23 protein-coding genes and 2 pseudogenes are annotated in these 22914 nt (G+C 44.8%); 9 read left to right on the forward strand and 16 right to left on the reverse strand.

All coding sequences use genetic code 11. The annotated features are described in order from the left end of the window. Positions 1-37 precede the first annotated feature (37 nt). The 4 genes from MiSe_RS52180 to MiSe_RS25430 all read left to right on the forward strand — a co-directional run bounded on the left by MiSe_RS52180 (position 38) and on the right by MiSe_RS25430 (position 5337). Positions 38-1012 (forward strand): AAA-like domain-containing protein, encoded by a 975-nt coding sequence (locus tag MiSe_RS52180; protein WP_307731532.1) that lies wholly within the window; start codon positions 38-40, stop codon positions 1010-1012. Continuing rightward, complete coding sequence (locus MiSe_RS25420; protein WP_307731533.1) at positions 1006-3621, forward strand: WD40 repeat domain-containing protein; 2616 nt, start codon at positions 1006-1008, stop codon at positions 3619-3621. Before MiSe_RS52180 ends, MiSe_RS25420 begins: the two co-directional genes overlap by 7 nt. Positions 3622-3726: 105 nt before the next feature. Beyond that, positions 3727-4449, forward strand: coding sequence for a Uma2 family endonuclease (locus tag MiSe_RS25425; RefSeq protein ID WP_226585970.1), 723 nt, complete (start codon positions 3727-3729; stop codon positions 4447-4449). Positions 4450-4530: 81 nt separating this feature from the next. Continuing rightward, positions 4531-5337 (forward strand): Uma2 family endonuclease, encoded by an 807-nt coding sequence (locus tag MiSe_RS25430; protein WP_226585971.1) that lies wholly within the window; start codon positions 4531-4533, stop codon positions 5335-5337. A gap of 354 nt (positions 5338-5691) precedes the next feature. Here the strand turns inward: MiSe_RS25430 and MiSe_RS25435 are convergent, their stop codons facing one another. Further along, positions 5692-6138: an archease gene (locus MiSe_RS25435; protein WP_226585973.1), complete on the reverse strand. Its 447-nt coding sequence runs from the start codon at positions 6136-6138 to the stop codon at positions 5692-5694. Between the two features lie 41 nt (positions 6139-6179). Continuing rightward, on the reverse strand, positions 6180-7910 hold the full coding sequence (locus MiSe_RS25440) for a glycosyltransferase family 39 protein (RefSeq protein ID WP_226585975.1): 1731 nt from the start codon (positions 7908-7910) through the stop codon (positions 6180-6182). Positions 7911-8160: 250 nt separating this feature from the next. Between MiSe_RS25440 and MiSe_RS25445 the strand changes: the two genes are divergently transcribed. After that, a complete protein-coding gene (locus MiSe_RS25445) occupies positions 8161-8442 on the forward strand; it encodes a hypothetical protein (protein WP_226585977.1) in 282 nt (93 codons plus the stop codon). Between the two features lie 109 nt (positions 8443-8551). Here MiSe_RS25445 and MiSe_RS25450 read toward each other — a convergent pair. Beyond that, positions 8552-8650 (reverse strand): annotated as a pseudogene (locus tag MiSe_RS25450) (archease); the annotation flags it as partial. Positions 8651-8666: 16 nt separating this feature from the next. Between MiSe_RS25450 and MiSe_RS25455 the strand changes: the two are divergent. After that, positions 8667-8819 (forward strand): putative periplasmic lipoprotein, encoded by a 153-nt coding sequence (locus MiSe_RS25455; protein ID WP_226585979.1) that lies wholly within the window; start codon positions 8667-8669, stop codon positions 8817-8819. A gap of 158 nt (positions 8820-8977) precedes the next feature. On the opposite strand, the gene MiSe_RS25460 is transcribed toward MiSe_RS25455, so the two are convergent. The 11 genes and pseudogenes from MiSe_RS25460 to MiSe_RS25515 form a co-directional block, all read right to left on the reverse strand. Continuing rightward, positions 8978-9409 (reverse strand): archease, encoded by a 432-nt coding sequence (locus MiSe_RS25460; protein WP_226585981.1) that lies wholly within the window; start codon positions 9407-9409, stop codon positions 8978-8980. Then, positions 9391-10281, reverse strand: coding sequence for a CobW family GTP-binding protein (locus MiSe_RS25465; protein ID WP_444980548.1), 891 nt, complete (start codon positions 10279-10281; stop codon positions 9391-9393). Before MiSe_RS25465 ends, MiSe_RS25460 begins: the two co-directional genes overlap by 19 nt. Positions 10282-10383: 102 nt before the next feature. Continuing rightward, the gene (locus MiSe_RS25470) at positions 10384-11847 is read right to left on the reverse strand and encodes an RtcB family protein (RefSeq protein ID WP_226585983.1); all 1464 of its coding nucleotides are present in this window, start codon (positions 11845-11847) and stop codon (positions 10384-10386) included. 255 nt (positions 11848-12102) lie between these two features. Next, the gene (locus MiSe_RS25475) at positions 12103-14859 is read right to left on the reverse strand and encodes a tetratricopeptide repeat protein (protein WP_226585984.1); all 2757 of its coding nucleotides are present in this window, start codon (positions 14857-14859) and stop codon (positions 12103-12105) included. A 157-nt stretch (positions 14860-15016) separates the two neighbouring features. After that, on the reverse strand, positions 15017-15595 hold the full coding sequence (locus MiSe_RS25480; RefSeq protein ID WP_307731534.1) for a class I SAM-dependent methyltransferase: 579 nt from the start codon (positions 15593-15595) through the stop codon (positions 15017-15019). Between the two features lie 141 nt (positions 15596-15736). Next, positions 15737-16619: pseudogene (locus MiSe_RS53990) on the reverse strand (sensor histidine kinase); the annotation flags it as partial. 352 nt (positions 16620-16971) lie between these two features. Beyond that, positions 16972-18096 (reverse strand): glycine cleavage system aminomethyltransferase GcvT, encoded by a 1125-nt coding sequence (gene gcvT, locus MiSe_RS25495; RefSeq protein WP_226585985.1) that lies wholly within the window; start codon positions 18094-18096, stop codon positions 16972-16974. Between the two features lie 149 nt (positions 18097-18245). Further along, positions 18246-18602 (reverse strand): 4a-hydroxytetrahydrobiopterin dehydratase, encoded by a 357-nt coding sequence (locus tag MiSe_RS25500; RefSeq protein WP_226585986.1) that lies wholly within the window; start codon positions 18600-18602, stop codon positions 18246-18248. A 78-nt stretch (positions 18603-18680) separates the two neighbouring features. Further along, positions 18681-19217 (reverse strand): GNAT family N-acetyltransferase, encoded by a 537-nt coding sequence (locus tag MiSe_RS25505; RefSeq protein WP_226585987.1) that lies wholly within the window; start codon positions 19215-19217, stop codon positions 18681-18683. A 226-nt stretch (positions 19218-19443) separates the two neighbouring features. Further along, entirely contained in the window at positions 19444-20037 is a 594-nt protein-coding gene (locus MiSe_RS25510; RefSeq protein ID WP_226585988.1) for an ATP-binding cassette domain-containing protein, read from the reverse strand. Continuing rightward, positions 19997-20254, reverse strand: a complete 258-nt coding sequence (locus MiSe_RS25515; protein WP_226585990.1) for a hypothetical protein — start codon at positions 20252-20254, stop codon at positions 19997-19999. The genes MiSe_RS25510 and MiSe_RS25515 overlap by 41 nt, the downstream gene beginning before the upstream one ends. Positions 20255-20315: 61 nt before the next feature. On the opposite strand from MiSe_RS25515, the gene MiSe_RS25520 reads away from it, so the two are divergent. The 3 genes from MiSe_RS25520 to MiSe_RS25530 all read left to right on the forward strand — a co-directional run bounded on the left by MiSe_RS25520 (position 20316) and on the right by MiSe_RS25530 (position 21571). Beyond that, positions 20316-20615 carry a DarT ssDNA thymidine ADP-ribosyltransferase family protein gene (locus tag MiSe_RS25520; RefSeq protein ID WP_226585991.1) on the forward strand — a complete coding sequence of 100 codons (300 nt, stop codon included), beginning with the start codon at positions 20316-20318 and terminating at the stop codon, positions 20613-20615. A gap of 177 nt (positions 20616-20792) precedes the next feature. Then, positions 20793-20963 carry a hypothetical protein gene (locus MiSe_RS25525; protein WP_226585992.1) on the forward strand — a complete coding sequence of 57 codons (171 nt, stop codon included), beginning with the start codon at positions 20793-20795 and terminating at the stop codon, positions 20961-20963. Positions 20964-21100: 137 nt separating this feature from the next. Then, positions 21101-21571, forward strand: coding sequence for a pentapeptide repeat-containing protein (locus MiSe_RS25530; protein WP_226585993.1), 471 nt, complete (start codon positions 21101-21103; stop codon positions 21569-21571). A 99-nt stretch (positions 21572-21670) separates the two neighbouring features. Here the strand turns inward: MiSe_RS25530 and MiSe_RS25535 are convergent, their stop codons facing one another. Further along, positions 21671-21865 (reverse strand): Mo-dependent nitrogenase C-terminal domain-containing protein, encoded by a 195-nt coding sequence (locus MiSe_RS25535; RefSeq protein ID WP_226585994.1) that lies wholly within the window; start codon positions 21863-21865, stop codon positions 21671-21673. Positions 21866-21990: 125 nt separating this feature from the next. Next, the gene (locus MiSe_RS25540) at positions 21991-22212 is read right to left on the reverse strand and encodes a hypothetical protein (protein WP_226585995.1); all 222 of its coding nucleotides are present in this window, start codon (positions 22210-22212) and stop codon (positions 21991-21993) included. Positions 22213-22914: the final 702 nt, after the last annotated feature.

Consider the following 22914-nt stretch of genomic DNA (forward strand, 5'->3'; position numbering starts at 1 on the left):
CAATTACCAATTACCAATTACCCATTACCAATTACCCATGACAAATTACGCTTACCAAGTTGGCGGGAGTCTCGCCACCGATGCTCCTACCTATGTAGAAAGACAAGCAGACAAGCAACTTTACGAAGCCTTAAAAGCGGGTGAATTTTGTTACGTCCTCAACTCCCGTCAGATGGGAAAATCTTCTCTGCTGGTAAGGACGATGCATCGATTGCAAGCCGAAGGATACAAATGCGCTAGCATCGATATTACCAGTCTCGGCAGTCAAAATATTACTCCCGCTCAGTGGTATAAAGGCATCGTTTCCCAATTATGGCTGGGATTCGATTTGTTAGGAAGTTTTAATTTAAAAAAATGGTGGCGCGAACAAGAAGAAGTTTCGTTAATTCAGCGGTTAAATTGGTTTTTTGATGAATTGTTGAGCGGTCAATTTTATCAAGAGAATATAGTTATTTTTATCGATGAAATTGATAGCGTTTTGAGTTTAGATTTTCCAGTGGAAGATTTTTTCGCTTTAGTGAGATTCTGCTATAATCAAAGAGCGATTAATCGGGAATATCAACGCCTTACTTTCGCAATTTTTGGGGTGGCAACGCCGTCAGATTTAATTAAAGATAGAAAACGCACGCCGTTTAATATCGGTAGAGCAATAGAATTGCATGGCTTTAAATTAGAGGAAGCGCAGCCCCTAGCGAAAGTATTAGGCAATAAAATCGGCAATTCCCAAATAATTCTCAAAGAAATCTTAGCTTGGACTTCAGGACAGCCGTTTTTGACGCAAAAGCTGTGCGATTTGGTACTGGATATAGTAGAAACCAGGGAAAACTCGTCCAATCTGATAATTCCCCCTGGAACAGAAGCATTTTGGCTAGAAAATTTGGTGCGCGATCGCATCATCAAAAATTGGGAATCCCAAGATGAACCAGAGCATTTGAAAACGATACGCGATATGCCTCCGGCACGCTACGCGAACGCATCCTCCGCAACGAGCAACGCGCAGGCAGATTGCTAGGCATTTATCAGCAAATTTTACTAGAAATAGCAGTTCCAATCGATGACAGCTCTGAACAAACCGAACTAATCCTATCTGGATTAGTTGAAAAACAAGACGGGTTACTCAAAGTCAAAAATCGAATTTATCAACAAGTCTTCAATCTCGAATGGGTAGAAAAACAATTAGGTTCCCTGCGTCCCTATTCTCAAACCTTTGATGCTTGGATTGCTTCCAAACAAACAGACTTCTCTCGACTGTTGCGCGGACAAGCCTTAAAAGATGCCCAAAAATGGGCGCAAGGCAAGAGTTTGAGCGATTTAGACTATCAGTTTTTAGCTTATAGCGAAGAGAGCGATCGCCAAGAAACCCAACTCGCCCTAGAAGCGGAACGGCTCAAGGAAGTTGAGCGCAGACTCGCGCAAGAAAAACAAGCTGCCAAACGACAAAAGTTATTCATCGTTGCACTTTCATCAGCATTCGCGATCGCTACTGGATTAGGCATCAGCGCTCTCTGGCAATATCGCCAAGCACGTGCGAGCGAACGGCAAGCCAGGATAAACGAAATTCGAGCGCTGGTATCTTCTTCAGGGGGGCTATTTGCCTCCAATAATCGGTTAGATGCGTTGATAGAAGCACTGCGAGCCAGAAAAAAACTGCTGTCATTAACTGAAGTAGATCCCGATACTCAAAGCAAGGTAGAATTAGCCCTCCAGCAAGCAATTTTGGGTGCGGATGAATACAATCGCTTGTCAAAACCTGCTGCTGGAAACTGTGGGCTTACCTTTAGCCCGGATGGCGAGACGATCGTGGCGACGGGCAAGGAAAATACCATCAACCTGTGGGCAAAAGACGGTAGGCTGCTGAAAATGCTCCAAGGGCATCAGGCTTTAGTGGGAACGGTAGCCATCAGCCAGGACGGTCAAATCATCGTTTCTGGTAGTGGCGATCGCACTGTAAAAGTGTGGAAAAAAGACGGCACCTTACTCCACACTTTAAAGGGTCATCAAGCCCACGTGGGAGGCGTTGCGATTAGCCCCAATGGTGAATTCATCGCTTCTACCAGTGAAGATGGAACGGTACGGCTGTGGGGTAAAAATGGCACCCTGCTCTTCACCTTCAGTGCAAATACAGTGATGAATTCGCAAGTTGCGTTTACTCCAGACAGTCAGAAAATCGTTGTCGGTAGTGCCAAGGGAATGCTGAATATTTGGCAGGTTAACGGTCAACTGCTAGCTAGCGTTAAGGCACACGAAATTGTGGCAATTGGCGTTGCCGTTAGTTTTGTTGGAGATACCATTGCTACTGCTTCAATGGATGGCACAATTAAACTTTGGCAATTGTCTGGAAACGTCCCCCGACTGCTGACAACCCTCACAGGACATAGCGGTATGGTTTTGGCAATCGCCTTTAGTCCCGACGGTACGCAGTTGGCATCGGTATCAGATGATAAGACTGTCAAGCTTTGGCAGCGAAATGGCAGGACTTGGAATCAGGTAGAACTTCTACGCACTTTTGCCGGACACAGTGCCATGATTCTGAGTGTAAACTTCAGTCCGGATGGCAAAACCCTTGCGTCTCTGAGTGTAGACAACAAGGTGAAACTCTGGAAACCCAATAACTCCCTACTTAAACCCCTCAATGGGCATAAAGCGCTGGTGTTTGGACTCGCCTTTAGTCCGGACGGCAACACTCTAGCTTCCGCCAGCGTCGATAGAACCGTTAAACTATGGCTCTTTGGCGATGGGAGTAAGTCACCATCCCTACGCACCCTGAAGCATGATGGCGTTGTTATGGGAGTTGCTTTTAGCCCCGACGGCAAGCGGTTAGCTACCGCCAGTGGGAATGCCACAATCAAACTTTGGACACCGCAGGGAGAATTGCTGGCAACCCTCAAAGGACATGAAGGTGCAGCCAGAAAAGTCAACTTTAGTCCTGATGGCAAGCTGCTTGCTTCTGGCAGTGCCGATGGCACACTGGGACTGTGGAATCTGGAGGGGAAAACCCCTGTTCTGCTGGGGCGGTTCCGGGGACATCAAGGCGGACTCTGGGTTGTCAGTTTTAGCCCCGACGGTCAGATTATTGCTTCCTCTAGTGGCGACACGACAGTCAAACTCTGGAAAAAGAACGGTGAGTTACTCAGAACCTTACAAGGGCATAAAGCAATAGTGAGGTCGGTGGCGTTTAGTCTTGACGGTCAACTGCTAGCCAGCGCTAGCGATGACAAAACCGTGAAACTTTGGCGACCTGACGGGACGCTGCTGACAACCCTTGTCGGTCATAGCGATGGAGTCCTGTCCGTGGCGTTTAGTCCTGACGGTCAACTGCTGGCTTCCAGCAGCGCCGATGGGGTAGTTAAACTCTGGAAACTAGAAACGGGCCAGATGCCCGTCTTGCTGACAACCCTGAAAGCCCATACTGGGGGCATTTGGGATCTGGCTTTCAGTCCCGATGGCAAGTTACTCGCCTCTGCTGGCGAGGACGGTAAGGTAATCTTGTGGAACCTGCAACAGGTGAAATCTCTTGACCGCGTTATCGCCTATGGTTGCGATTGGGTGCGCGATTATTTACGCACGAATGGGAATTTAGAAGAAAGCGATAGAAATTTGTGCGATGGGATTGGAAATTAAATACAGTAGGGGCACGGCAGTATAGATTTTATCGGTAAAACAACCAAATCTCCGACGCCGTGCCCCTACTGTCATTAAGATCGGTTTAGCGTTGACAAAATCCATATGTTATTAGACTACAATCCACTCCATTGTCGCCCTTCTTCCGAAGAACTTCCCGACTCGGACGATACCCCCGTGGATAACCAACTACAACATTTAATTCCCACCCTCTTAGAAGCAATTCTTGCACTGCTCTGGGCCGAGCGGCAAGATTGGTATTTTGGCGTAGACATGGGAATTTATTACGATGAAAACGAACCCGCCATTGTCCCTGATGGATTTCTCAGCATAGGAGTCGAGCGATTTATCGACGAACTGTTGCGCCTCAGTTATGTCCTGTGGGAAGAACAAACAATCCCGATTTTCGTCTTAGAAGTCGTTTCACAAAAATATCGGGGAGAATACAGTACCAAAAAGCAAATGTATGCTGAATTGGGAGTCTTATACTATGCCGTTTATAACCCGCGTCGCCGCCGCAAACCTTCCTTGGAAGTTTATCGATTAGAACAGGGAAAATATGTGTTGCTTTCAGGCAATCCGATCTGGCTGCCAGAAATTAATTTAGGATTGGGACACCAAGTAGGAACTTATCAGGGAATCACGCGGGAATGGCTCTATTGGTATGACGAGCAAGGGCAAAAGTTGCTAACACCGGAAGAACGGATACAGGAAGCACAACAACGCGCACTGACGGAACAACAACTGCGCTTCGCAGCCGAACAAAAAGCAGAAATACTAGCTCAAAGACTCAGAGAACTGAATATCGATCCAGAAACCCTTGCTTGACGAGAGATTGTGCGATCGCTCTCTGTGCGACGGCATCGGAAATTCAGTAATTACAATCAATGTAGCGCTAGCAAAACCCATATGTTATTAGACTACAATCCACTCCATTGTCGCCCTTCTGCCGAAGAACTACCCGACTCGGACGATACCCCCGTGGACAACCAACTGCAACATTTAATTCCCACCCTCTTAGAAGCAATTCTTGCACTGATCTGGGCCGAGCGGCAAGATTGGTATTTTGGCGTAGACATGGGAATTTATTACGATGAAAGCGAACCTGCGATCGTCCCCGATGGGTTTCTCAGTTTGGGAGTCGTGCGATTTATTGACGAACTGTTGCGCTTGAGTTACGTCCTTTGGGAAGAACAAACAGTTCCGATTTTTGTTTTAGAAGTAGTTTCGCAAAAATATCGTGGGGAATACAGCAGCAAAAAGCAAATGTATGCTGAATTGGGAGTCTTATACTATGCCGTGTACAATCCTCGTCGCCGCCGCAAATCGCCTTTGGAAGTGTATCGATTAGAAAACAAAAAATACGTCTTGCTTTCGGGAAATCCCATCTGGCTACCCGAAATTAATTTAGGACTGGGGCGAGAGATAGGAACCTATCAAGGAATCACGCGGGAATGGTTGTACTGGTATGACGATCGAGGACAAAGGTTGCTGACACCCGAAGAACGCATTCAGACAGCCGAACAACTTCGACTCACAGCCGAACAACGCAGTCTTGAAGCCGAACAACTTCGACTCACAGCCGAACAACGCAGTCTTGAAGCCGAACAAAACGCACTTCTCGAACAACAACGTCGCCTCGCAGCCGAACAAAAAGCAGAAATTCTGGCTCAAAGACTCAGAGAACTCAATATCGATCCAGATACCCTTGCTTGACGAGAGGTTTTGCGATCGCTAGTTTGTGCGATCGCATCAAAAATTAAGTCTTGACAAATCAACTAATTTCTGGGATGATAATATCATAATGGGAATCCGTGCGCCCATATAAGCTCTGGAGAAATTAAGATTTTAAAGTCAAATAGAATAGTTATCTGGGCGGTTAGATATCGAGGATAACCATAGCCATCCAACCATTGTCTGTTTCCTCTCAAGCAAATTAGAAATTAAGTCTTGACAAATCAACTAATTTCTGGGATGATAATATAATAATGGGAATCCGTGCGCCCATATAAGCTCTGGAAAAAATCAGATTTGAACCGAGAATAGAATAGCAATCCGGTTTTTGGGTAGTTAGATATCGAGGATAACCATAGCTGTCCAACCATGGTCTGTTTCCTCTAAAGCGAAGCGGTGTAAAGTGACAGCTTTGACATCGACTCTTTGGTGATGTTTTTCTGGGTCGAGAGTTTCGCCAGAGGTGATGGCGTTGAGGTGAAAAAGGGTATCTTTTTGTGCGATGGTGACTTGTTGCGGACGGAGTAGGAGGAGTTCGCTGTCTTTGTAGTAGATGAATTCTTGCAGAAAGTTGAATAGCAACATGTCTAGGGCGTCGTTTTCCAGAGAGAAGGTGCGAGTTTGGTGAGGTGCGATCGCATCCAAATTTTCGATCATAGTATTAACGGTAGCATCCCCGGCGGCGATGAAAAGAGCTTCCAGGTCGCTTCCCGTAGCACAGAAGGCGATGTCGGCGATCGCAATATCTTCTAAAAACTCGTATTTTCTATTCAGATTCCGCACCCATTAATACCGTTTCATAGCAAAACTATCAACTGTCAAAGCTACTTAGATTGACTCGAAGAAACTGTACTTTTACGTGAAACCAAAATGTTTGTAGGTCCAAAAGGAAGCCACTTCTTAAATGCATATCGTTTTACCTCTTTATAACCATCTAGAGGGCTAAATGAAATCATATAATCATCTTTATCCACCCACCACCAACTTTTTTCACGCTTCCCCTTATACTTAGGGCTGTATAAATACCAGCCGTTAAATTCAAACCCACCGTCGATCTGGTTAGGCGATATCTTAGATTCTTGCATTAAATTATCTAAGGCTTGCCAGCGAACTCGGTTCCATGATAAGTAGTCATGTGTCGCTCCTATAGTGAACCAAGCGGAGAATAACATGATTATCATAACAAGAGAAATCAAGCGTTTATCGAACTTTTCATTCGCCGCAATCTTTCTGGTAAAAACTACAACCAGCATCATCAAAAACGGCAATAAAAAAAGCAGATAGCGGTCGAAAAAACCTCCTATTCCTAGTGGGGCAAAATAAATGCCTATTTCAGAAATTATAAAGACTTTTAACCATTTTTGATTGTCTTGATAGCTGGAATCATTACTGAATATTCCTCTGACAGCAAAAAGTAAATATAGAATCAGTAAAACAGCACCAACTATGCTTATAGATGTTATGATTAGCCAAAAGATTTTCACAGCCTCCGGCACAGGTAAATTGTTTAGGATGAAGGCGTCACGCAGTGTTAAAGGACCCAGGCCAAACTCAGAGAGAATATTTCTTGTTATAGGGAGTTGAAAGCCTTTTGATATCACTGATATTCCGACTATTATAAAAATCATCAATAAAGCAAAAACAGTTAATTTCCTTTGTGTCTGAGAAAATTGCTGAAATTTGAGCGGGAATATTACTAGAGTAAACAGTAACATAAATAGCCCCAGATATACTAAAGCAAGCATTGTATTTCTCATAAAAAATTCACTCAAATAAAGCAAATTAAAACCGGAAAAACTATTTAAAATATCCTGAATTTGCTTACCGTGTAAGTTTGGTATACCTTGTCTTGTTGAACGCAACCATCCTTGATAATATAGCTGTATTAATACACCTAAGATTGTCGGGCTAAAACCTTTAATAAAACTTTTTAACGCTGCTCCTTTTTTTATGACGTAAGCGCAACCGAATGCTAAAAATATTGCGAATCCTAACTGACGAATTAAGATGGCTATACAAGCAAATAAGATGCCAATAATAATTTCAATATTTGAGTCGCGTTTAATTCCACGTATCAAAAAATAGACAGATAAAGTCCCAACCGCAAAAAAGGGAACATCAGTCATAAAAGTATTGGAAAGTCCAAAATATATTGGATTCAATGCCACTATCAAAGCTCCATATAAAGCCAATCTTTGGGTTAAATTTACTTCTCTAAGAAGCCCATAAGTCGCGTTCACACCTACTAATCCTAAGGTTAAAGTTGAAAAGCGAAGTGCCGTAAATGAAAAACCAAATGGCAAACAAAATAATGCTCCCCAAAAAATCTGAGCCAATAGGTTTGTAGCAGTCCAACCTGAGATTTTAACATCCCCTTTTTCGACTATATATTTTACAGAAAATCCATAAGCCCAGTCATCATTTAAACCAAAATCCCCGATAGGATTTACCAGGATTACCATCCCAGCCCAAATAGCAGTTATTATCAACAGGTAGATAATTTCAGAGTTTGACGACTGACTAAGATATCCCCAACCAAGTAACTTTTGCTTCATAATTTACACCTGGACTTGATTGCCAATTTTCAGTTATAAAAAAACTTAGCCAAAGCTAAGAAGTTGAACCACCAAAGATGTCAACTAGAGCGCGAGCCCACAGCCATTTAGATTACCAAAGACATTAGCATATATTTGTTAAATTGTCCAGATTAAAATATTAAGAATAACTATAGCCATTGTGGGAAAAAGTTGAATAGCAGCATGTCTAAGGCGTCTTTTTCTAGAGTAAAAGTTGCCTTCACTGCTGATGGCAAGAAGATTATGTGCTGCCGCACGGACAAAACCCTCAAATTTTAGCATCTCAAAGGTGAATGGCTCAATACCATTAAATTACAATCATCTGCTCAATCTTGGACGGCAACACTTAGCCGATTATTCAACTATGGCGGCGAGATGGCAAGTTGCAGTTTACCTTGATTGGACATACGGCTGTTCGTTGCAATTGGGTGCAGGATTATCTGCACGGGAGTACAGAGTTGGCAGAAAGCGAAATACTGTAGGACGCCTTGCCCTCTTGCTTGACAAATAAATAGTTTTGTGTTATGTTAAAATTATAATGGGAATCCGTGCGCCCATATAAGCTCTGGATAAAATAAGATTTTAACCGAGAATGGAATAGCAATCCGGTTTTTGGGTAGTTAGATATCGAGGATAACCATAGCAGTCCAACCATGGTCTGTTGCCTCTAAAGCGCAGCGGTGTAACGTGACAGCTTTGACATCGACTCTTTGGTGATGTGGCGACGATCAAGGTATGGCGCGGGAATGGTTATATTGGTATGACGAGCAAGGACAAAAGTTGCTGACACTGACCGAGCAACAGCGCCGTCTAGAAGCAGAACAAAAAGCACAAATTTTGGCGCCAAGGCTTAGAGAACTTGGTATCGATCCAGAAACCAATTTCTAGAATCCCGGTTTCTGGGAAAAATTCTTGATCGATCTACTTGACAAATGCCGTAATTTTCTGGGATGATAATTTCATAATGGGAATCCGTGCGCCCATATAAGCTCTGGAAAAAATCAGATTTGAACCGAGAATAGAATAGCAATCCGGTTTTTGGGTAGTTAGATATCGAGGATAACCATAGCTGTCCAACCATGGTCTGTTTCCTCTAAAGCGAAGCGGTGTAAAGTGACAGCTTTGACATCGACTCTTTGGTGATGTTTTTCTGGGTCGAGAGTTTCGCCAGAGGTGATGGCGTTGAGGTGAAAAAGGGTATCTTTTTGTGCGATGGTGACATGTTGCGGACGGAGTAGGAGGAGTTCGCTGTCTTTGTAGTAGATGAATTCTTGCAGAAAGTTGAATAGCAGCATGTCTAGTGCGTCGTTTTCCAGAGTGAAGGTGCGAGTTTGGTGGGGTGCGATCGCATCGAGATTTTCGATCATGGTGTGAACGGTAGCATCCCCAGCGGCGATGAAAAGAGCTTCCAGGTCGCTTCCCGTTGCACAGAAGGCGATGTCGGCGATCGCAATATCTTCTAAAAACTCGTATGGCATAATTTTAACCGCTCGATAATTTCTGCTCTTTTTGGCAGCAACTGCTTACCGATAAAAACTAACTCGGTTGCATCTTGCTCAAAAGGTTCGAGTTCCCAGCGTCCGGCGACAAAATTAAACAGATAAATCCGATCCTCAAATCGGATAAACCCTTTAGCGCGATAAACGTCGGTTCCCAGACTGGCAACAAAATCATCGAAGCAGTCGCGATTGAAATTGGCGCTGGAAGTATAGCTAAACGATTCAAATTCCGGTTGGTGGACGTGGTGCGGGAGAGGTTGCACGCGTTCGCGTCCAATGCCGAACAGCAAATCAGAGTCTACTTTACAGCGGATGGTGGGTAAAATAGTGGCAATTTCGTTGATACTCCGCAACTTTGCTTCTATTTGTTCTAACTCGGATTCCGACACCAAATCAGCTTTATTTAAAAGGATAGTATCTGCGGCTGCGATTTGGATGCGGGTAGTATGTCCGATACTGGGATATTTGATGATGGAATCCGCATCCATCACCGTTACAACGCCATCGAGTCGCACGGTTGGCAAGCTTTCTTGAATATCGAAAACCAGCGCATCCGGTTCGGCAACGCCGGTTGTTTCCACAATGATGTAATCCGGAGCGACGCTATCTATAATTTCGTTGACAGCAGCTTCAAATTCTCCCAGCAGGGAACAGCAAACACAACCCCCACCCAGATCCGCCATCTCGACGTTTTTCCCTTGAACGATCTTACTGTCGATGGCAATTTCGCCAAATTCGTTGATCAAGATGGCGATCTTTTGGGGAAAAATATCGAGAATGTGGCGCAGGAGGGTGGTTTTTCCACTCCCCAAGGGTCCCGTAATCACTGTTAGCGGCGTCCGAACTTGCATCATAGGATTTCAGATTTTAGATTATTGGTCACGGTGCGATACATCTTATCTCTTCTTCTCTTCCTCTGGAGCGTCCTCTGCGCCTGGAGCGGTTCATTTCAATTACCCCTTAATATTGCCAATCGGACTAAGGCGCACCACCTTTTTACTAATTCCAGCTAACTCAGCAGCTTCGATCACATCGTCGATATTTTTATACGCACCTCCTGCTTCTTCTGCAAGTCCAGACCACGAAGTACTGCGGATATAAATACCTCGGTTTTCTAGATCTTTTTGCAGCTTTTCTCCCTGCCAAGTTTTGCGTGCTTTAGTCCGACTCATACTCCTGCCGCTACCATGTGCAGTACTAAAGAAACTTTGCTCGCCGCTGCTAACTCCCACTAATAAATACGATCCAGTTTCCATGCTACCGCCGATAATCACGGGTTGACCAACGGTTTGATATTTTTGCGGCACATCTGCCATGTTGGGACCAAAGGCGCGGGTTGCACCTTTACGATGGACTAAGAGATTGCGCTCAACTCCATCTACCATATGTCTTTCTAACTTGGCAGTATTGTGAGCTATGTCGTATACGACACGCATTCCGAGGTCTTGTGCATCGGTGCCAAATATCTCGGAAAATACTTCGCGGATGCGGTGTAAGATGACTTGGCGATTGGCAAAGGACATGTTTAAACCGCACTTCATCGCCGTAAAATAAGCTTGTCCTTCGGGGGAGTTAAACGGCGCGCAGGCAAGTTCGCGGTCTAAAATTTTAATGCCGTACTTGCTTTCCATTACTTTGAGGAAAACTTGCAGGTAGTCGGTGGCGACTTGGTGTCCAAATCCGCGACTACCGCAGTGGAACATGACGACTACTTGATCTGGTTGGGTAATGCCAAAAGTTGCAGCTAATTCGGGGTCGAAGAAGTCCTGTTTTCTGGCAACTTGTATTTCCAGATAGTGATTCCCCGATCCTAAAGTGCCTATTTGATTAAATCCTCGATCGATGGCTTTTTCGCTAATTTTTGACGAGTCTGCACCCTCGATGCATCCGTTTTCTTCAGTCAGGTCTAAATCTTCTTCCCACCCATAACCGTTGCGGATGCACCATTGGGAACCTTGTTCGACAACTTGGCGAAATTCTTGCCGGGAAATTTTGACAAAACCAGTGCTTCCGACTCCGGCGGGTACTCTTTCGTAGAGTCTATCTACGAGTTTTTTGATATAAGCCCCAACGTCTTTGTAGGTGAGGTTTGTAACTACCAGGCGCATGCCGCAGTTGATATCAAAACCGATACCGCCGGGAGAAATGACGCCGCCTGCTTCTACATCCATCGCCGCAACGCCACCGATGGGAAATCCATAACCAAAGTGTCCATCTGGCATACACAAGGCGTATTTTGTGATGCCTGGAAGCGTGGCGACGTTGGTGACTTGATCGTAGACGCCGTCGTCCATCTCGCGCATTAATTTTTCGGTGGCATAAATGCGTGCGGGTACTCGCATTCCTTCTTTGTAGGAAACGGGTATTTCCCAGACGGTGTCGGATATTTGTTGGATAATTTGTTCTATATTTGCCATGAGAAGCTCTCCTGGCTCTACTGTTTGCTATTTTAGAGGGTAGTTTTTGATCGCTTGTCCCTCTAAAGTGGGATACTTTCTCGCTTTCCAACCGCAGCATACATAATTATATCAAATCCGGTTCGACAACCCCTCTTATCTTCCTCTTCTTGGCGTTCTTGGCGTCTTGGCGGTTCATTTAAAAAGGGGGTGATTGAATGAACCGCGAAGACGCGAAGGACACGAAGGAAGAGGTAGGTAGAGTTTGTGGGTAGTTCACCCTTCTACTAATTGCCAGAAGCGATCGCTTTCTACCAGCGCGTCAAAATCCGGGTCGTTTTTCGCTTGTTCGCGATATTTTGGTTCGAGAGCGATTGCGCGTTCTAAACTATCTAAGGCTAGTTTTGACCGCTCTTGTAAGGCATAGCAGAGTGCTTTGTTGTAATATGCATTAGCATATTTTGGTTCAATTTTCAAGGCGCGATCCAAAGTTTCGATTGCTTCTAGATCGCGTTCTAGTTTTATCAGCATTTCGCCTTTGTAGTTCCAAGCTTTATGGGAGTCGGGGTTGAGTGAGATAGCGCGTTCAAAGGATGCGATTGCATCTTCATACCGCTTTAATACTCCCAATGCCAAACCGCGATTAATCCAGGCTACTGCATCGTCGGGTTTCAGTTCAACTGCTTTGTCAAAGGATTTGAAAGCTGCTTCAGATTGTTCCAGGGTTCCGAATATTACACCGCGATTGACCCAAGCTTCGCGATCGCCCGGATTTATTTCCAATGCTTTATCGAAGGATGCGATCGCTTCTTCATAGCGTTTCAATTTTCCTAGAGTCATTCCCCGCTGGAACCAAGCTTTATCGTTTTCTGGTTGAATTTCTACGAGTTGGTTAAAGGTGGAATATGCGACTTCATACCGCTTTAATTCTTTGAGGACTAAACCGCGATGATACAAGGTATCGGGGTCATCTGGTTTGAATTGCAGGGTTTTATCGAAGGATGCGATCGCTTCGTTATACTGCTTTAATTCCCAGAATGCGAGGCCGCGATTGTACCATACTTTGGCATTATCTGGTTTGAGGTCGATGGCTTGTTCGTAGTTGGCGATCGCTTGTTCATAACGCTGTTGCGCTAATAGTTCATCGCCTTGATTCACATAGTCATCGGGACTCAAAAATAACTGGGGATGATTCGCTTTGAGGCGTTCGATTTCTGCGCTCAAAGCTATGACTTTTGGCATTACTTCGGGGATGACTGCTTCCGCAATAGAGATAGGCGATTTATCTGCTAATTCTTGCAATATTTGTTCTTTTTGGGCTTTAATTTCCGCGAATAATTCAGCCATCCTTGTCGAATAGGTTGTTTCAAAGTTTTCCAGATTCTGGTGGGTTTTATCCTTTTGGGTTTCAATATCTGTCTGGAATTGGGACAAGAAAGCTGTGATGTCGCTTTCGAGTCTTTCCAGATTTTGTAATGCTTTATCTTTCCGCTTTTGGATCTCTGTCTTAACTAGGTTAAATTGACCTGCTACTTCGGTTGCCAATTGTTCTAAACTTTGCAGGGTTTGCTTTTTCTTGTCTCGCATATCGGTTCGCGATCCTTCTACTTCATTGGCAAACTGGGATTCTATATTTTTCAAGCTCGCGAGTATCCCATCCATTTGTCCTTGAATTTGGGCATGAGATGCTGAAAGTTGACTTGTTTGAGCAACTCCCATTTGCTCCATCTTTTGCAATGCTTGCTCGTGTAGCTGTTGAGCTTTTTTGGCTGCTTCTGAATGAATTAAATTCATTTGTGGCACAAAATCTTTCTCGATTTTACTCAGATTCTCCAAAAGTAAATCCCGGTGCTTTCTCACTTCTGACTGAAGTTGTCCCACTTGCAGAGCAAACTCGGTTTCAGCTTGTTTTAAGCTATGCAATACAGATTCTTTTTGTCCTTCTACTTCCGACTGCATTCCCGCTAGCTGGGGTGCAAATTCGGCACTTAATTTTTCTAGGTTTTGAATGATTAATCTCCGTTGCTTTTGCAATCCTGTTTGCAGTTCGGTTATTTGGGTAGCGAACTCGGTTCCCAATCTCTCTAAATTCTCTAAAACTGCTTGCTTTTGCTGTTGAACATCGGTTTGAATACCCGCTAGCTGGGGTGCAAAGTCGGCGCTGACTTTCTCTAAATCTTGAACGATTAAATCTCGTTGTTTATATAAATTGGCTTGGATTTCAGCCATGCGAGATGCCAATTCGGATTCGGATTTTTCTAAATTTTGCAATACGGCTTCTTTTTGTGCTTGAACGTTGGTTTCAATGACTTGTAACTGGGGTGCGAATTCGGCACTCAATTTGGCTAAATTATCCAGGAGCAACACTTTTTGCTGTTCTGCATCCGACCGGAGGTCTACGAGTTGATGCCTCAAGTCTGTCTCTAAGTTTCTAATCGTTGCGTGTGCGGATTGAATTTGGGTTTCTAATTCGGTTATTCCCTGTTGTTTAGAGTGGGATAATTCCGCGAGCAATTTAGATGTATTTTCCCGTTTAGTGCCGAGTTCGTGCTGAAAGTTTTTGGCTTCTTCATGGATATCGTCTTCCAGGTTTTCCGCCTCTTCCAGCAATCGAAGCACTTCTTGATTTGCTTGCGCCAGCTTGGTTTCTAAATCTTTGACTTCTTTGAGGTGATTTCTGACAATTTCTGCGACTTGGTGAATCACCGCTTTCCGCAATAGGAATAAAGCTGCGATCGCACCCGCCAACAGCAGCGCTAAAATAGCCAGCATGACGTTAAACAGCGTCGTCGTCTGTGCCACCCTAGCATCGACTTGCTGTTGCACGCGCTGTTGTTGGCGCAAACGCTCCAATTCTTGCCGTTCCTGCTTGGAAATTCCAGAGGAAGTCTGAGCTAGAGTAGGTTTTTCACTGACAAAACCAACAGACAATAGCAAGGTGGAAAGGACAAGGTTGCGTTGGGATAGTATTAAGGCGAAAAGATTTAGATTCTGGCGCTGCATTTTAATCCCCCAAATTAACTTTTGTTCCACTACTTGCTAACCTGCTAATGGCTCAAGATATTACCACGGCTGCATTTTCAGATGCTAGCACGTTGTATGGAGCGTTGTGCTTTGATGCCAACCCGGAATTATTTGGCGAAAACCGTTAGCAGAACCGGACCTAACAGGTGATGGTGACCCAAACAGTTTAATCGTACCTGTTTTCCCAAGCGATATGCCGACCGCACGCTGCGCGAACGCGCGCCGCCGGACTGTAAAACCGAACCCCACCCGGAGAAACGGGGATATACGCCGACTCGGACTCAGACTGCCTGCGGGTGGTGATATCGACCAAATAAAACCGACCGTTGGGACGCAACACGCGACTGACTTGCTGAAAAACTTGCTCAGGCGAGTCGTAGTGCAGAAAACTCAGCGTGTTGAACACAGCATCAAACTGATTTTCCCCAAAAGGCAGCGCCGTTGCATTCCCTTCTAGGAAGATGATACGGGGTCGGTGACGGTTATGGGCGCGCGCTTGCCGAATCATTGCGGCAGAAAAATCCAATCCCGTCGCTTGTAAAGTCGGTTCCTGACTTGCCAAACGGTCAAGCAGGCGGGAGGTCCCGCATCCAATATCGAGGACTTGCGCTTCCCTGGGTAACTCAACGTATTCGAGTAAGCGCTTGTGAATTGCCTGATAAAACACCGATGGGAACAAGATATCGTAAGCAGGTGCCCACCGATCGAATAGTTGCTGTTTGTTATTCGGTATCCGATGAATCATATCATGTCCCTGAGCAAAGGTTGTGTAACTGCTAATAGCTAATCGCTCATGGCGGTTCTGGAGGCAATTGACAATTAGCAATGAGCAATGAGCAATTAGCAATTAGCCATCCATACACTACCGATACTACCGAACATGATATCATTGATGTTTGTTGCTTTGGCGAATCGGGATTTCAATCCACAACTCGGTTCCCCGACCGGGTGCGGAAGAAAACAGCAAATTTCCCCCATGTTTTTCTACTACAATTTGGTAGCTGATGGCTAGCCCTAAACCCGTACCTTGACCGACTGGTTTAGTCGTAAAGAAGGGGTCAAAGATGTGTTTCTTTACCGCTTCTGTCATGCCTTGCCCGTTATCGGCAATCCGGAGCGTAATGCAATTATCGCCTGTAACTGCGGTGCTAATGTGAATTGTTGGTAAATCGCCTATTACCGATAACCCATTCCCCTGTTCCAGTGCATCAATTCCATTGCTCAAAATATTCATAAATAACGCAAGTTGCTAGTTATAAACTTTGGCGTTGCTAATTGCTAATTGCTAATTGCTAATCTAGGATTTTTACTGACATTAGCCATTAGCCATTAGCCATTAGTCGCTCCCAGAGAGATAACTAGCAACTTGAGTTAAATACCTGATTCAGTTGTGCGGCATAACATTCTACCCAAGGTAAATTGCCGTATTCTTTAATCACCACGCTCTCACGCTTTCCCGTTTGAGGACGCAGGCGATGTTGCAATAGTACCAGGGTATTATCGCTCCCTTCGTGAATGTCAACAGCTTTCATTTCCGCTTGTTCTAAGCGAGAGAAGTTGCGTAAGGATAGGACAATTTTACGGATGCGGTCTGCGCCACTTTGCATTGAGGATAGCAGTTTGGGTAGGTCTTCTATAATAAAGTTGAGGTCGATGGTTGCGGTTTCTGCTTGAATTTCGGGTACTGCAGCGGGATAGTGTTGGTTATAAAGCTGCAATAAGCTGAGCAATTGTTGAGTATATTGTTTGGCGTAGACGAGGTTTCCGTATTTTTCGCTATACCAGAGTTATATTTTTCTATTTCCTAGCTGCACCCAAATCAAGCAATAATGTTTCTAAATTCTCTTGTCAGCCTTAATTTTTCAATCTATCATTATTTTATCGGAATTTTTAGCCTCTCAAAACAAACGCTTTAGAAAAAGTAATTTATCGAAAATTCTATTCTTAAATGGTTTACATAGGTTAATTCGTATCGCCTTATACTGAAATAAGAAACCGGGTTTCTTGCTGCGAACGCGAGTGCGGAAGGGAGGCATATCTCTAGTTCCCAAAGCGACGATTTTTCAGAGAAATCCGGTTTCGCAAAGAAACCGGGTTTCTAGAGGACAAAAAGGAAAGTTATTAGCGACTGCGCTTATAAAAAGGCTTCTTAACCACAACTCCCGGATAAACCTTACCGCGAATTTCCACTTCTATTGGCTGTTTCACCGTTGCTAACTCAGTCGAAACGTAAGCAAGTGCAACGGGATAACCCAAAGTCGGAGAAAGAGTTCCGCTAGTCACTTCTCCCACAATTTCCCCTTGATACAAGACGGGATAGCCGTGACGGGCGATATTGCGTCCTTGCATTTGCAATCCTACTAACCGCCGCTTCACTCCAGCAGCTTTCTGTTTTTCCAAAACAGATCGACCAATAAATTCTCCTTTAGTATCGAGGTGAACCAGCCAATTTAACCCAGCTTCTAGAGGCGTAGTTGTATCATCAATATCTTGTCCGTAAAGTGCCATTGCTGCTTCCAAGCGCAGGGTATCTCTAGCACCCAAACCGCAGGGAATCACCCCAGCTTGATGCAGACTGCGCCACAATTCAATCCCCACTTCTGGGTCTACCATGATCTCAAATCCATCTTCGCCGGTATAGCCGGTGCGGGCAATAAAAGCGGGTTGATTTAACACGGTCGCTTCTAAATGACCAAATGGCTTCACCGATGTCAAATCTTCTTTAACCAGGGGTTGAAGATAGCTAACAGCTTTTGGCCCTTGAACTGCTATTAAAACTTTTGACGATGAAATGTTTTGAAAATCGATTTTATCCCGTTCTAAGTGGGACAAAAGCCAGCGTTTATCTTTCTCAGTCGTAGCAGCATTAACAATAATAAATCCCCGCTGTTCGCCTGTTCCAGTTTCCCCCTGGTAATAAAAAATAATATCGTCAATAATTCCAGCATTGGGATTTAACAACACCGTATACTGAGCTTGACCTGGTTGCAGGCGACTCAAATCTGAGGGAACTAAGCGCTGGAGTTGTGTGATTAAATTTTTTCCCCGCACAACAAATTTTCCCATGTGGGAGATATCGAACATGCCAGCAGATGTTCGCACAGCCTGATGTTCTGCGCCAATGCCACTGTATTGCACGGCCATTTCCCATCCCGCAAAAGGAGTGAGGCGCGCTTTGAGTTCTACAGCTAGATCGAATAAAGGAGTGCGAGATAAAAGTAATAGCTTTTCCGGTTGTTCGCTCATTGTTAGGACAAAATTGACAGAGATGATAAATATAACTTACAGGACTTACGCAAAGAAACCGGGTTTCTCTGAAAAAAGAGAGCGCAGCCAGAAACCCGGTTTCTAGGTTCATTAAAGACTAACAATGAGTCTTCTGTGCGGTCAATAAATTATTTTGTTGCAGCCATCTGGTTGGCAATTTCATCGGTTTTGGCAGCCATAACGAAATCATTTTGGTGCAGTCCGCCGATCTCGTGAGTCCACCAACTAACGGTTACTTTACCCCATTCGGTGAGCAAAGCTGGGTGGTGACCTTCTTTTTCTGCTGCGTCGCCGACGCGGTTAGTAAATGCTAAAGCTGAAACAAAGTTGGGAAACTTGTAAAGGCGTACGAGGCGTGATATCCCTTCTACCTCAACTACGTCCCAGTTTGGAACTTGGGGTGTGAGTTCTGCTATTTGCTCAGAGTTGAGACGGGGTACACCGCCAGAGCAAGGTACGCATTTTTGTTGTGTCAGCTGTTCCATAGTCTCGCTACCTTCGTTTTGGAAGTCCAGCCAAAGCCTGTCTGCAAAGGTACTTTACCACAAGATGCGTTCTCGTTTCTACAACTGTCCTGAGATCCGAAACAACTCCAATTCTGCACCATAATACCGTTGCGTGCGACCCATCGGCATCATTCCCAACCGTTGCGTTACCCGAATCGATGGGTAATTTTCTGGTTTGACCACCGCATATATTACTGGTAGCTTGAGCACCTTAAATCCATACTCAAGCGCCCATTTTCCTGCTTCAGTAGCGTACCCCTTACCCCAAGAAGCTTTCCTAAAATGCCAACCCACCTCGTAATCTTGTGTCAAATTACCTTGATTGTCGGGCAATTGTTTGAGTATAATCGCCCCGACAATTTGTCCTGTTTTTTTTTCAACCACTGCCCAAGAACCCGTGCCATTATTGATTATTGCATATTTTTCTATTGTTGTTTCCAGTGCTGCCTTTTGTGCCTCGACACTCGCTGGAACTCGGCTGTTAATAAACCGCATCACATCCGGATCGCCGTAGATTTTAAAAGCTTGTTCTGCATCTGTTTCAGGGTTCCAGTCGCGAATTATCAGGCGAGTCGTTTCAAAGAAGGCGTTCATCAGCAAACTTCTATTCCAGGAAAAAGTTATACAAACCAGCTTTCTCTAACAATACCTTCGCCAAATCCGACACCCTTAAGCGTGCGGCGTGACAAACTTTGGCTGCCAAGGCAGCCTGTAAGGATTTGAGCCTGCGTAGGCAGGCTTTGTTTGTGCAGCCCCAGGCTTTAGCCTGGGGGCGTTCTGTGACAATTGGCGCAGGTATTATTAGATCACCCCGGTTTCTTTAGTTTAACAGTATTTCACCCGCCATATTGCTTTGCTTGCATTCCCCAAAGCACGCATATTCACCACCTTGTCGCCGCAGTTCTTCATGGTTTCCTTGCTCAATTAAATGTCCCTCCTTGAGGACTAAAATGCGGTCAGCCATGGGAACCGATGCCAGACGATGGGTAATCAGCAGCGTCGTTTTTCCTTGAGTCAGCGAAGCAAAACGACGGTAAATTTCGTACTCGCTGCGGGGGTCTAATGCTGCGGTTGGTTCATCTAATATTAAAATCTGAGCATTGTTCCGCATAAAAGCCCTCGCCAATGCTAGTTTTTGCCACTGTCCTCCCGATAGTTCGGTGCCGTCAAATTGTTTTCCTAATAAAGTCTGATAGCCTTGCGGTAACTCTTCGCACAGTTTATCTAAACCCGCTTGTTGACTGGCTTTTTTGATTTGTTCTAAATCTGCCAAAGCTGGAAGTTTTCCCAAAACAATGTTTTCCCCCAAGCTGAAACTATAGCGCCCAAAATCTTGAAACGCGACGGCTATTTGTCTTCTATATCTAAATCTCTTAAATCTGTGCCATCGAGCCAAATACCGCTGTCGGGTCATAAAGTCGCGTCAAAAGCTTGACATTTTCCCCCACTAAAGCCACAGTTTCCCCCAAACGCAGGGTAAAGGAAATATTGGCTGCATCGCTACCATCCGAATAACAAAAGCTGACGTTATCAAACTGAATTACCAATTGAATTTGTGCTGGGACAAGTTTGGGATTTAAACTTAAAATCAGCGAGGGTTTGGTTGCCAAAAAGTCTAACAGTCGCCCCATATTTAGCAATACTTCGTAAAGGTTGACCGTTACGGCGCTCAGGATGAAAAGTCCCCGTTGAATGTATGCAAGTGACTCGACGAATAGGAGGACATTTCCGGGACTGAGGTTACTTTCTATCCTGAATTCAGACGGGTTAATTGCAAACAGCAGGTTACGACAAGAGCGAATTGACTACCGTGATATTGCTCACGATCGCATCCAGGATCGGCGAGCAAGAAAGCCCGTTCCCTGTAGTGCAAGAGGAACATTGTACGATGACGTACCGTTCTATTTTGCCCCACGCTCTCCCATGCTCTATGCCATTCACAAACGCAATGTAGATCGCTATTTTCAAGGAAAAAATTTTGTAATTCCCTAGTTTCTAAAGCATCGCGGTTATGGTGATGGGACGACAAGTAACGCCGAAATTTATGTATTACCCGCAGGCAGAGAAGCAGCACAAAGTTTTCTAGAAAAAGAACCCGATGCACAAAAGCGTTTAGAGCGAGTTAGCCGCCTGAGCGCTGGTTTTGAGACTCCCTACGGACTGGAACTTTTGCCAACGGTTCACTCGGTTGCTCAAGAACCCAAGGCAGCAGAAGATAGCCAAGTTGCGCTCGCACTCGTACATCAATCGAGCGATCGCCAGCGTCAAATCTTCAAAGAACAACACATTCGTAAAGCTTGGCAGCGCCTTGACGCGGAAAACTGGCTTAACTCCCAGTGAAATAGGGCGATACCTGGGTAGCACAGGTGCGATCGCAATTCTTAGTGAGTTGCATCACATTCCTCAACCGAAAAAGTGCGATAATGAAACAGTGAGAGAAAAGGCGGAAGCAACATCATTCCCAAGGGGGATAACTTATGAACCGCAAACTTTTGGCTACTTTAACCCTGGTAACTCCGCTATTTTTTACAAGTGCGGTCAACGCTGCGAATCCGCAACACGTAGAGCAGCTGTTGTCAACCAGGGAATGTTTCCAGTGCGATCTGTCGGGTGCGGACCTCAGCGGCGCACATTTAATCGGTGCTGACTTGCGAGAAGCTAATCTGCAAGGTGCTAACCTGCGAGAAGCCAACCTCGAAGGCGCTGACTTAACGGGGGCAAACTTGACAGGCGCTAACTTAACGTCTGCTTTTTTAACCAACGTTGATTTTAAACAAGCCGATCTCGACAACGCCAATTTGACACGTGCCACGATTTATGACTCGAATGTCTACAGGGCATCCATGAACAACCTGAATATCACCGATGCCGATATCTTTAACACCGCGATTGGTATTGGTGGCGAAGATGGAGAAATCCCCGACTGGAACCAGCAGGTTCTTGAGTAATATCATGTCCTTAGGTATCGCTAGTTTATCGATGGCTAATTGCTAATTGCTAATGGCTAATTGTCAAGTGCCTCCAGAGCAGCCATTAGCGATTAGCTATTAGCAGTTACACAACCGTTGCCTAAGGACATGATAGTTAAACAGTTGGATTTTTCGCTCAAACGGACAGCGGGAGAGCATCAATTTACACAGAGTGTGGGCGACAAAAGAGTCTTGTACTTCAATCGCATCAAGCTTTTGACGGATGGGATGCAAAGCAGCCGTTATCAAAGTAATGAAACTGTATTGACTCATAGGTTTTGTACCTGCAATCTCTCTGAGCGAGCTAGTGATAAAATTCAATTATTGATGGCTGTTTTCTGGGAAAATTCACCTCAAAATCAGCAGCGAGTCACGGCGGGACAGATGAAGAGTCTGCCTCATATAGAAGAACTTGTAGAAGCACTTGCTTCGAGGGTAAGCTTGTCACTGACTGAGTCAGGCAGAACAACGATCCACCTACCAGTTTTGGCGTCGCGATAAGTGGTAAAAGGATTGGGTTTTAAGGGTTTTTGGCTTACCTGATCCATAAAAAGTTTTTCCCGTTGTCTGGTTTTTACTTTAAACTCAAATTGTGCAGTTCTTGTGCAGATCCAAGTCATATCAGTTTGCTTGAATACCCATAGTTAGGACTGACGCTCGCTCCGCGGGGACACTCTGACGCTCTGAGTTTTAATTAAGGGCTATTTGCCGGACATTATCTCAAAAAATTAAAAAAACCAAAATCAAGCCAAAAAATCAGGACGGTATGACTTACCGTCCAAGTATCATAAGTAACAAGCAAACCGAAATATCCCAGTGGTAGGGACACGGCACGATTAACATTATCAGATTAACCGAAATATCCCAGTCGTAGGGAACACGATTAAGTTTATCAGATTAACCAAGACATTCATCTTGCCCTGCCCTGGGAGAGCGGGTAACTGGCAACTATCTTTTTAACTGGCGTCCAAAACTTGCGATCTGGCGCTCAAATTGAGCAAAAAATCCGCTCAAAGTCAACCCTATTTGGCTTAATTCTTGTAAGTGTTGCGCTGGCGCGCCGCCAAAAACCAGGGAAAGTAGGAAAACATGAGATTCACCCAGGAATTACGATCAGATTCCCCGTTTATCTCCCAAAGAATCCCAGAGATTTACCAAGAAACAAAGGTGATAAAATCGTCGTGCGTCAATCCCGTAACCGAGATATTTATCTTGCCGTCCCCTGGGAGAGCGGGTAACTTCTTAACTTGCGTCCAAAACTAGCGATCTGGCGCTCGAATAGCGGAAAAAATCCGCTCAAAGTCAATCATAAAATTATTAAA

It is taken from the genome of Microseira wollei NIES-4236, from assembly GCF_020521235.1.
GTDB lineage: Bacteria > Cyanobacteriota > Cyanobacteriia > Cyanobacteriales > Aerosakkonemataceae > Microseira > Microseira wollei.

Bases quoted from the DNA above. Each gene is read 5' to 3' on its own strand.
- MiSe_RS25500 (WP_226585986.1), bottom strand. From the start codon at position 18,602: ATGGAACAGCTGACACAACAAAAATGCGTACCTTGCTCTGGCGGTGTA.
- MiSe_RS25470 (WP_226585983.1), bottom strand. From the start codon at position 11,847: ATGGCAAATATAGAACAAATTATCCAACAAATATCCGACACCGTCTGG.
- MiSe_RS25445 (WP_226585977.1), top strand. From the start codon at position 8,161: ATGGCAAGAAGATTATGTGCTGCCGCACGGACAAAACCCTCAAATTTT.
- MiSe_RS25430 (WP_226585971.1), top strand. From the start codon at position 4,531: ATGTTATTAGACTACAATCCACTCCATTGTCGCCCTTCTGCCGAAGAA.
- MiSe_RS25515 (WP_226585990.1), bottom strand. From the start codon at position 20,254: ATGGGGCGACTGTTAGACTTTTTGGCAACCAAACCCTCGCTGATTTTA.
- MiSe_RS25510 (WP_226585988.1), bottom strand. From the start codon at position 20,037: ATGACCCGACAGCGGTATTTGGCTCGATGGCACAGATTTAAGAGATTT.
- MiSe_RS25425 (WP_226585970.1), top strand. From the start codon at position 3,727: ATGTTATTAGACTACAATCCACTCCATTGTCGCCCTTCTTCCGAAGAA.
- MiSe_RS52180 (WP_307731532.1), top strand. From the start codon at position 38: ATGACAAATTACGCTTACCAAGTTGGCGGGAGTCTCGCCACCGATGCT.
- MiSe_RS25520 (WP_226585991.1), top strand. From the start codon at position 20,316: ATGTATGCAAGTGACTCGACGAATAGGAGGACATTTCCGGGACTGAGG.
- MiSe_RS25455 (WP_226585979.1), top strand. From the start codon at position 8,667: ATGGCGCGGGAATGGTTATATTGGTATGACGAGCAAGGACAAAAGTTG.
- MiSe_RS25480 (WP_307731534.1), bottom strand. From the start codon at position 15,595: ATGATTCATCGGATACCGAATAACAAACAGCAACTATTCGATCGGTGG.
- MiSe_RS25530 (WP_226585993.1), top strand. From the start codon at position 21,101: ATGAACCGCAAACTTTTGGCTACTTTAACCCTGGTAACTCCGCTATTT.
- gcvT (WP_226585985.1), bottom strand. From the start codon at position 18,096: ATGAGCGAACAACCGGAAAAGCTATTACTTTTATCTCGCACTCCTTTA.
- MiSe_RS25535 (WP_226585994.1), bottom strand. From the start codon at position 21,865: ATGAGTCAATACAGTTTCATTACTTTGATAACGGCTGCTTTGCATCCC.
- MiSe_RS25440 (WP_226585975.1), bottom strand. From the start codon at position 7,910: ATGAAGCAAAAGTTACTTGGTTGGGGATATCTTAGTCAGTCGTCAAAC.
- MiSe_RS25460 (WP_226585981.1), bottom strand. From the start codon at position 9,409: ATGCCATACGAGTTTTTAGAAGATATTGCGATCGCCGACATCGCCTTC.
- MiSe_RS25540 (WP_226585995.1), bottom strand. From the start codon at position 22,212: ATGACTTGGATCTGCACAAGAACTGCACAATTTGAGTTTAAAGTAAAA.
- MiSe_RS25505 (WP_226585987.1), bottom strand. From the start codon at position 19,217: ATGAACGCCTTCTTTGAAACGACTCGCCTGATAATTCGCGACTGGAAC.
- MiSe_RS25465 (WP_444980548.1), bottom strand. From the start codon at position 10,281: ATGCAAGTTCGGACGCCGCTAACAGTGATTACGGGACCCTTGGGGAGT.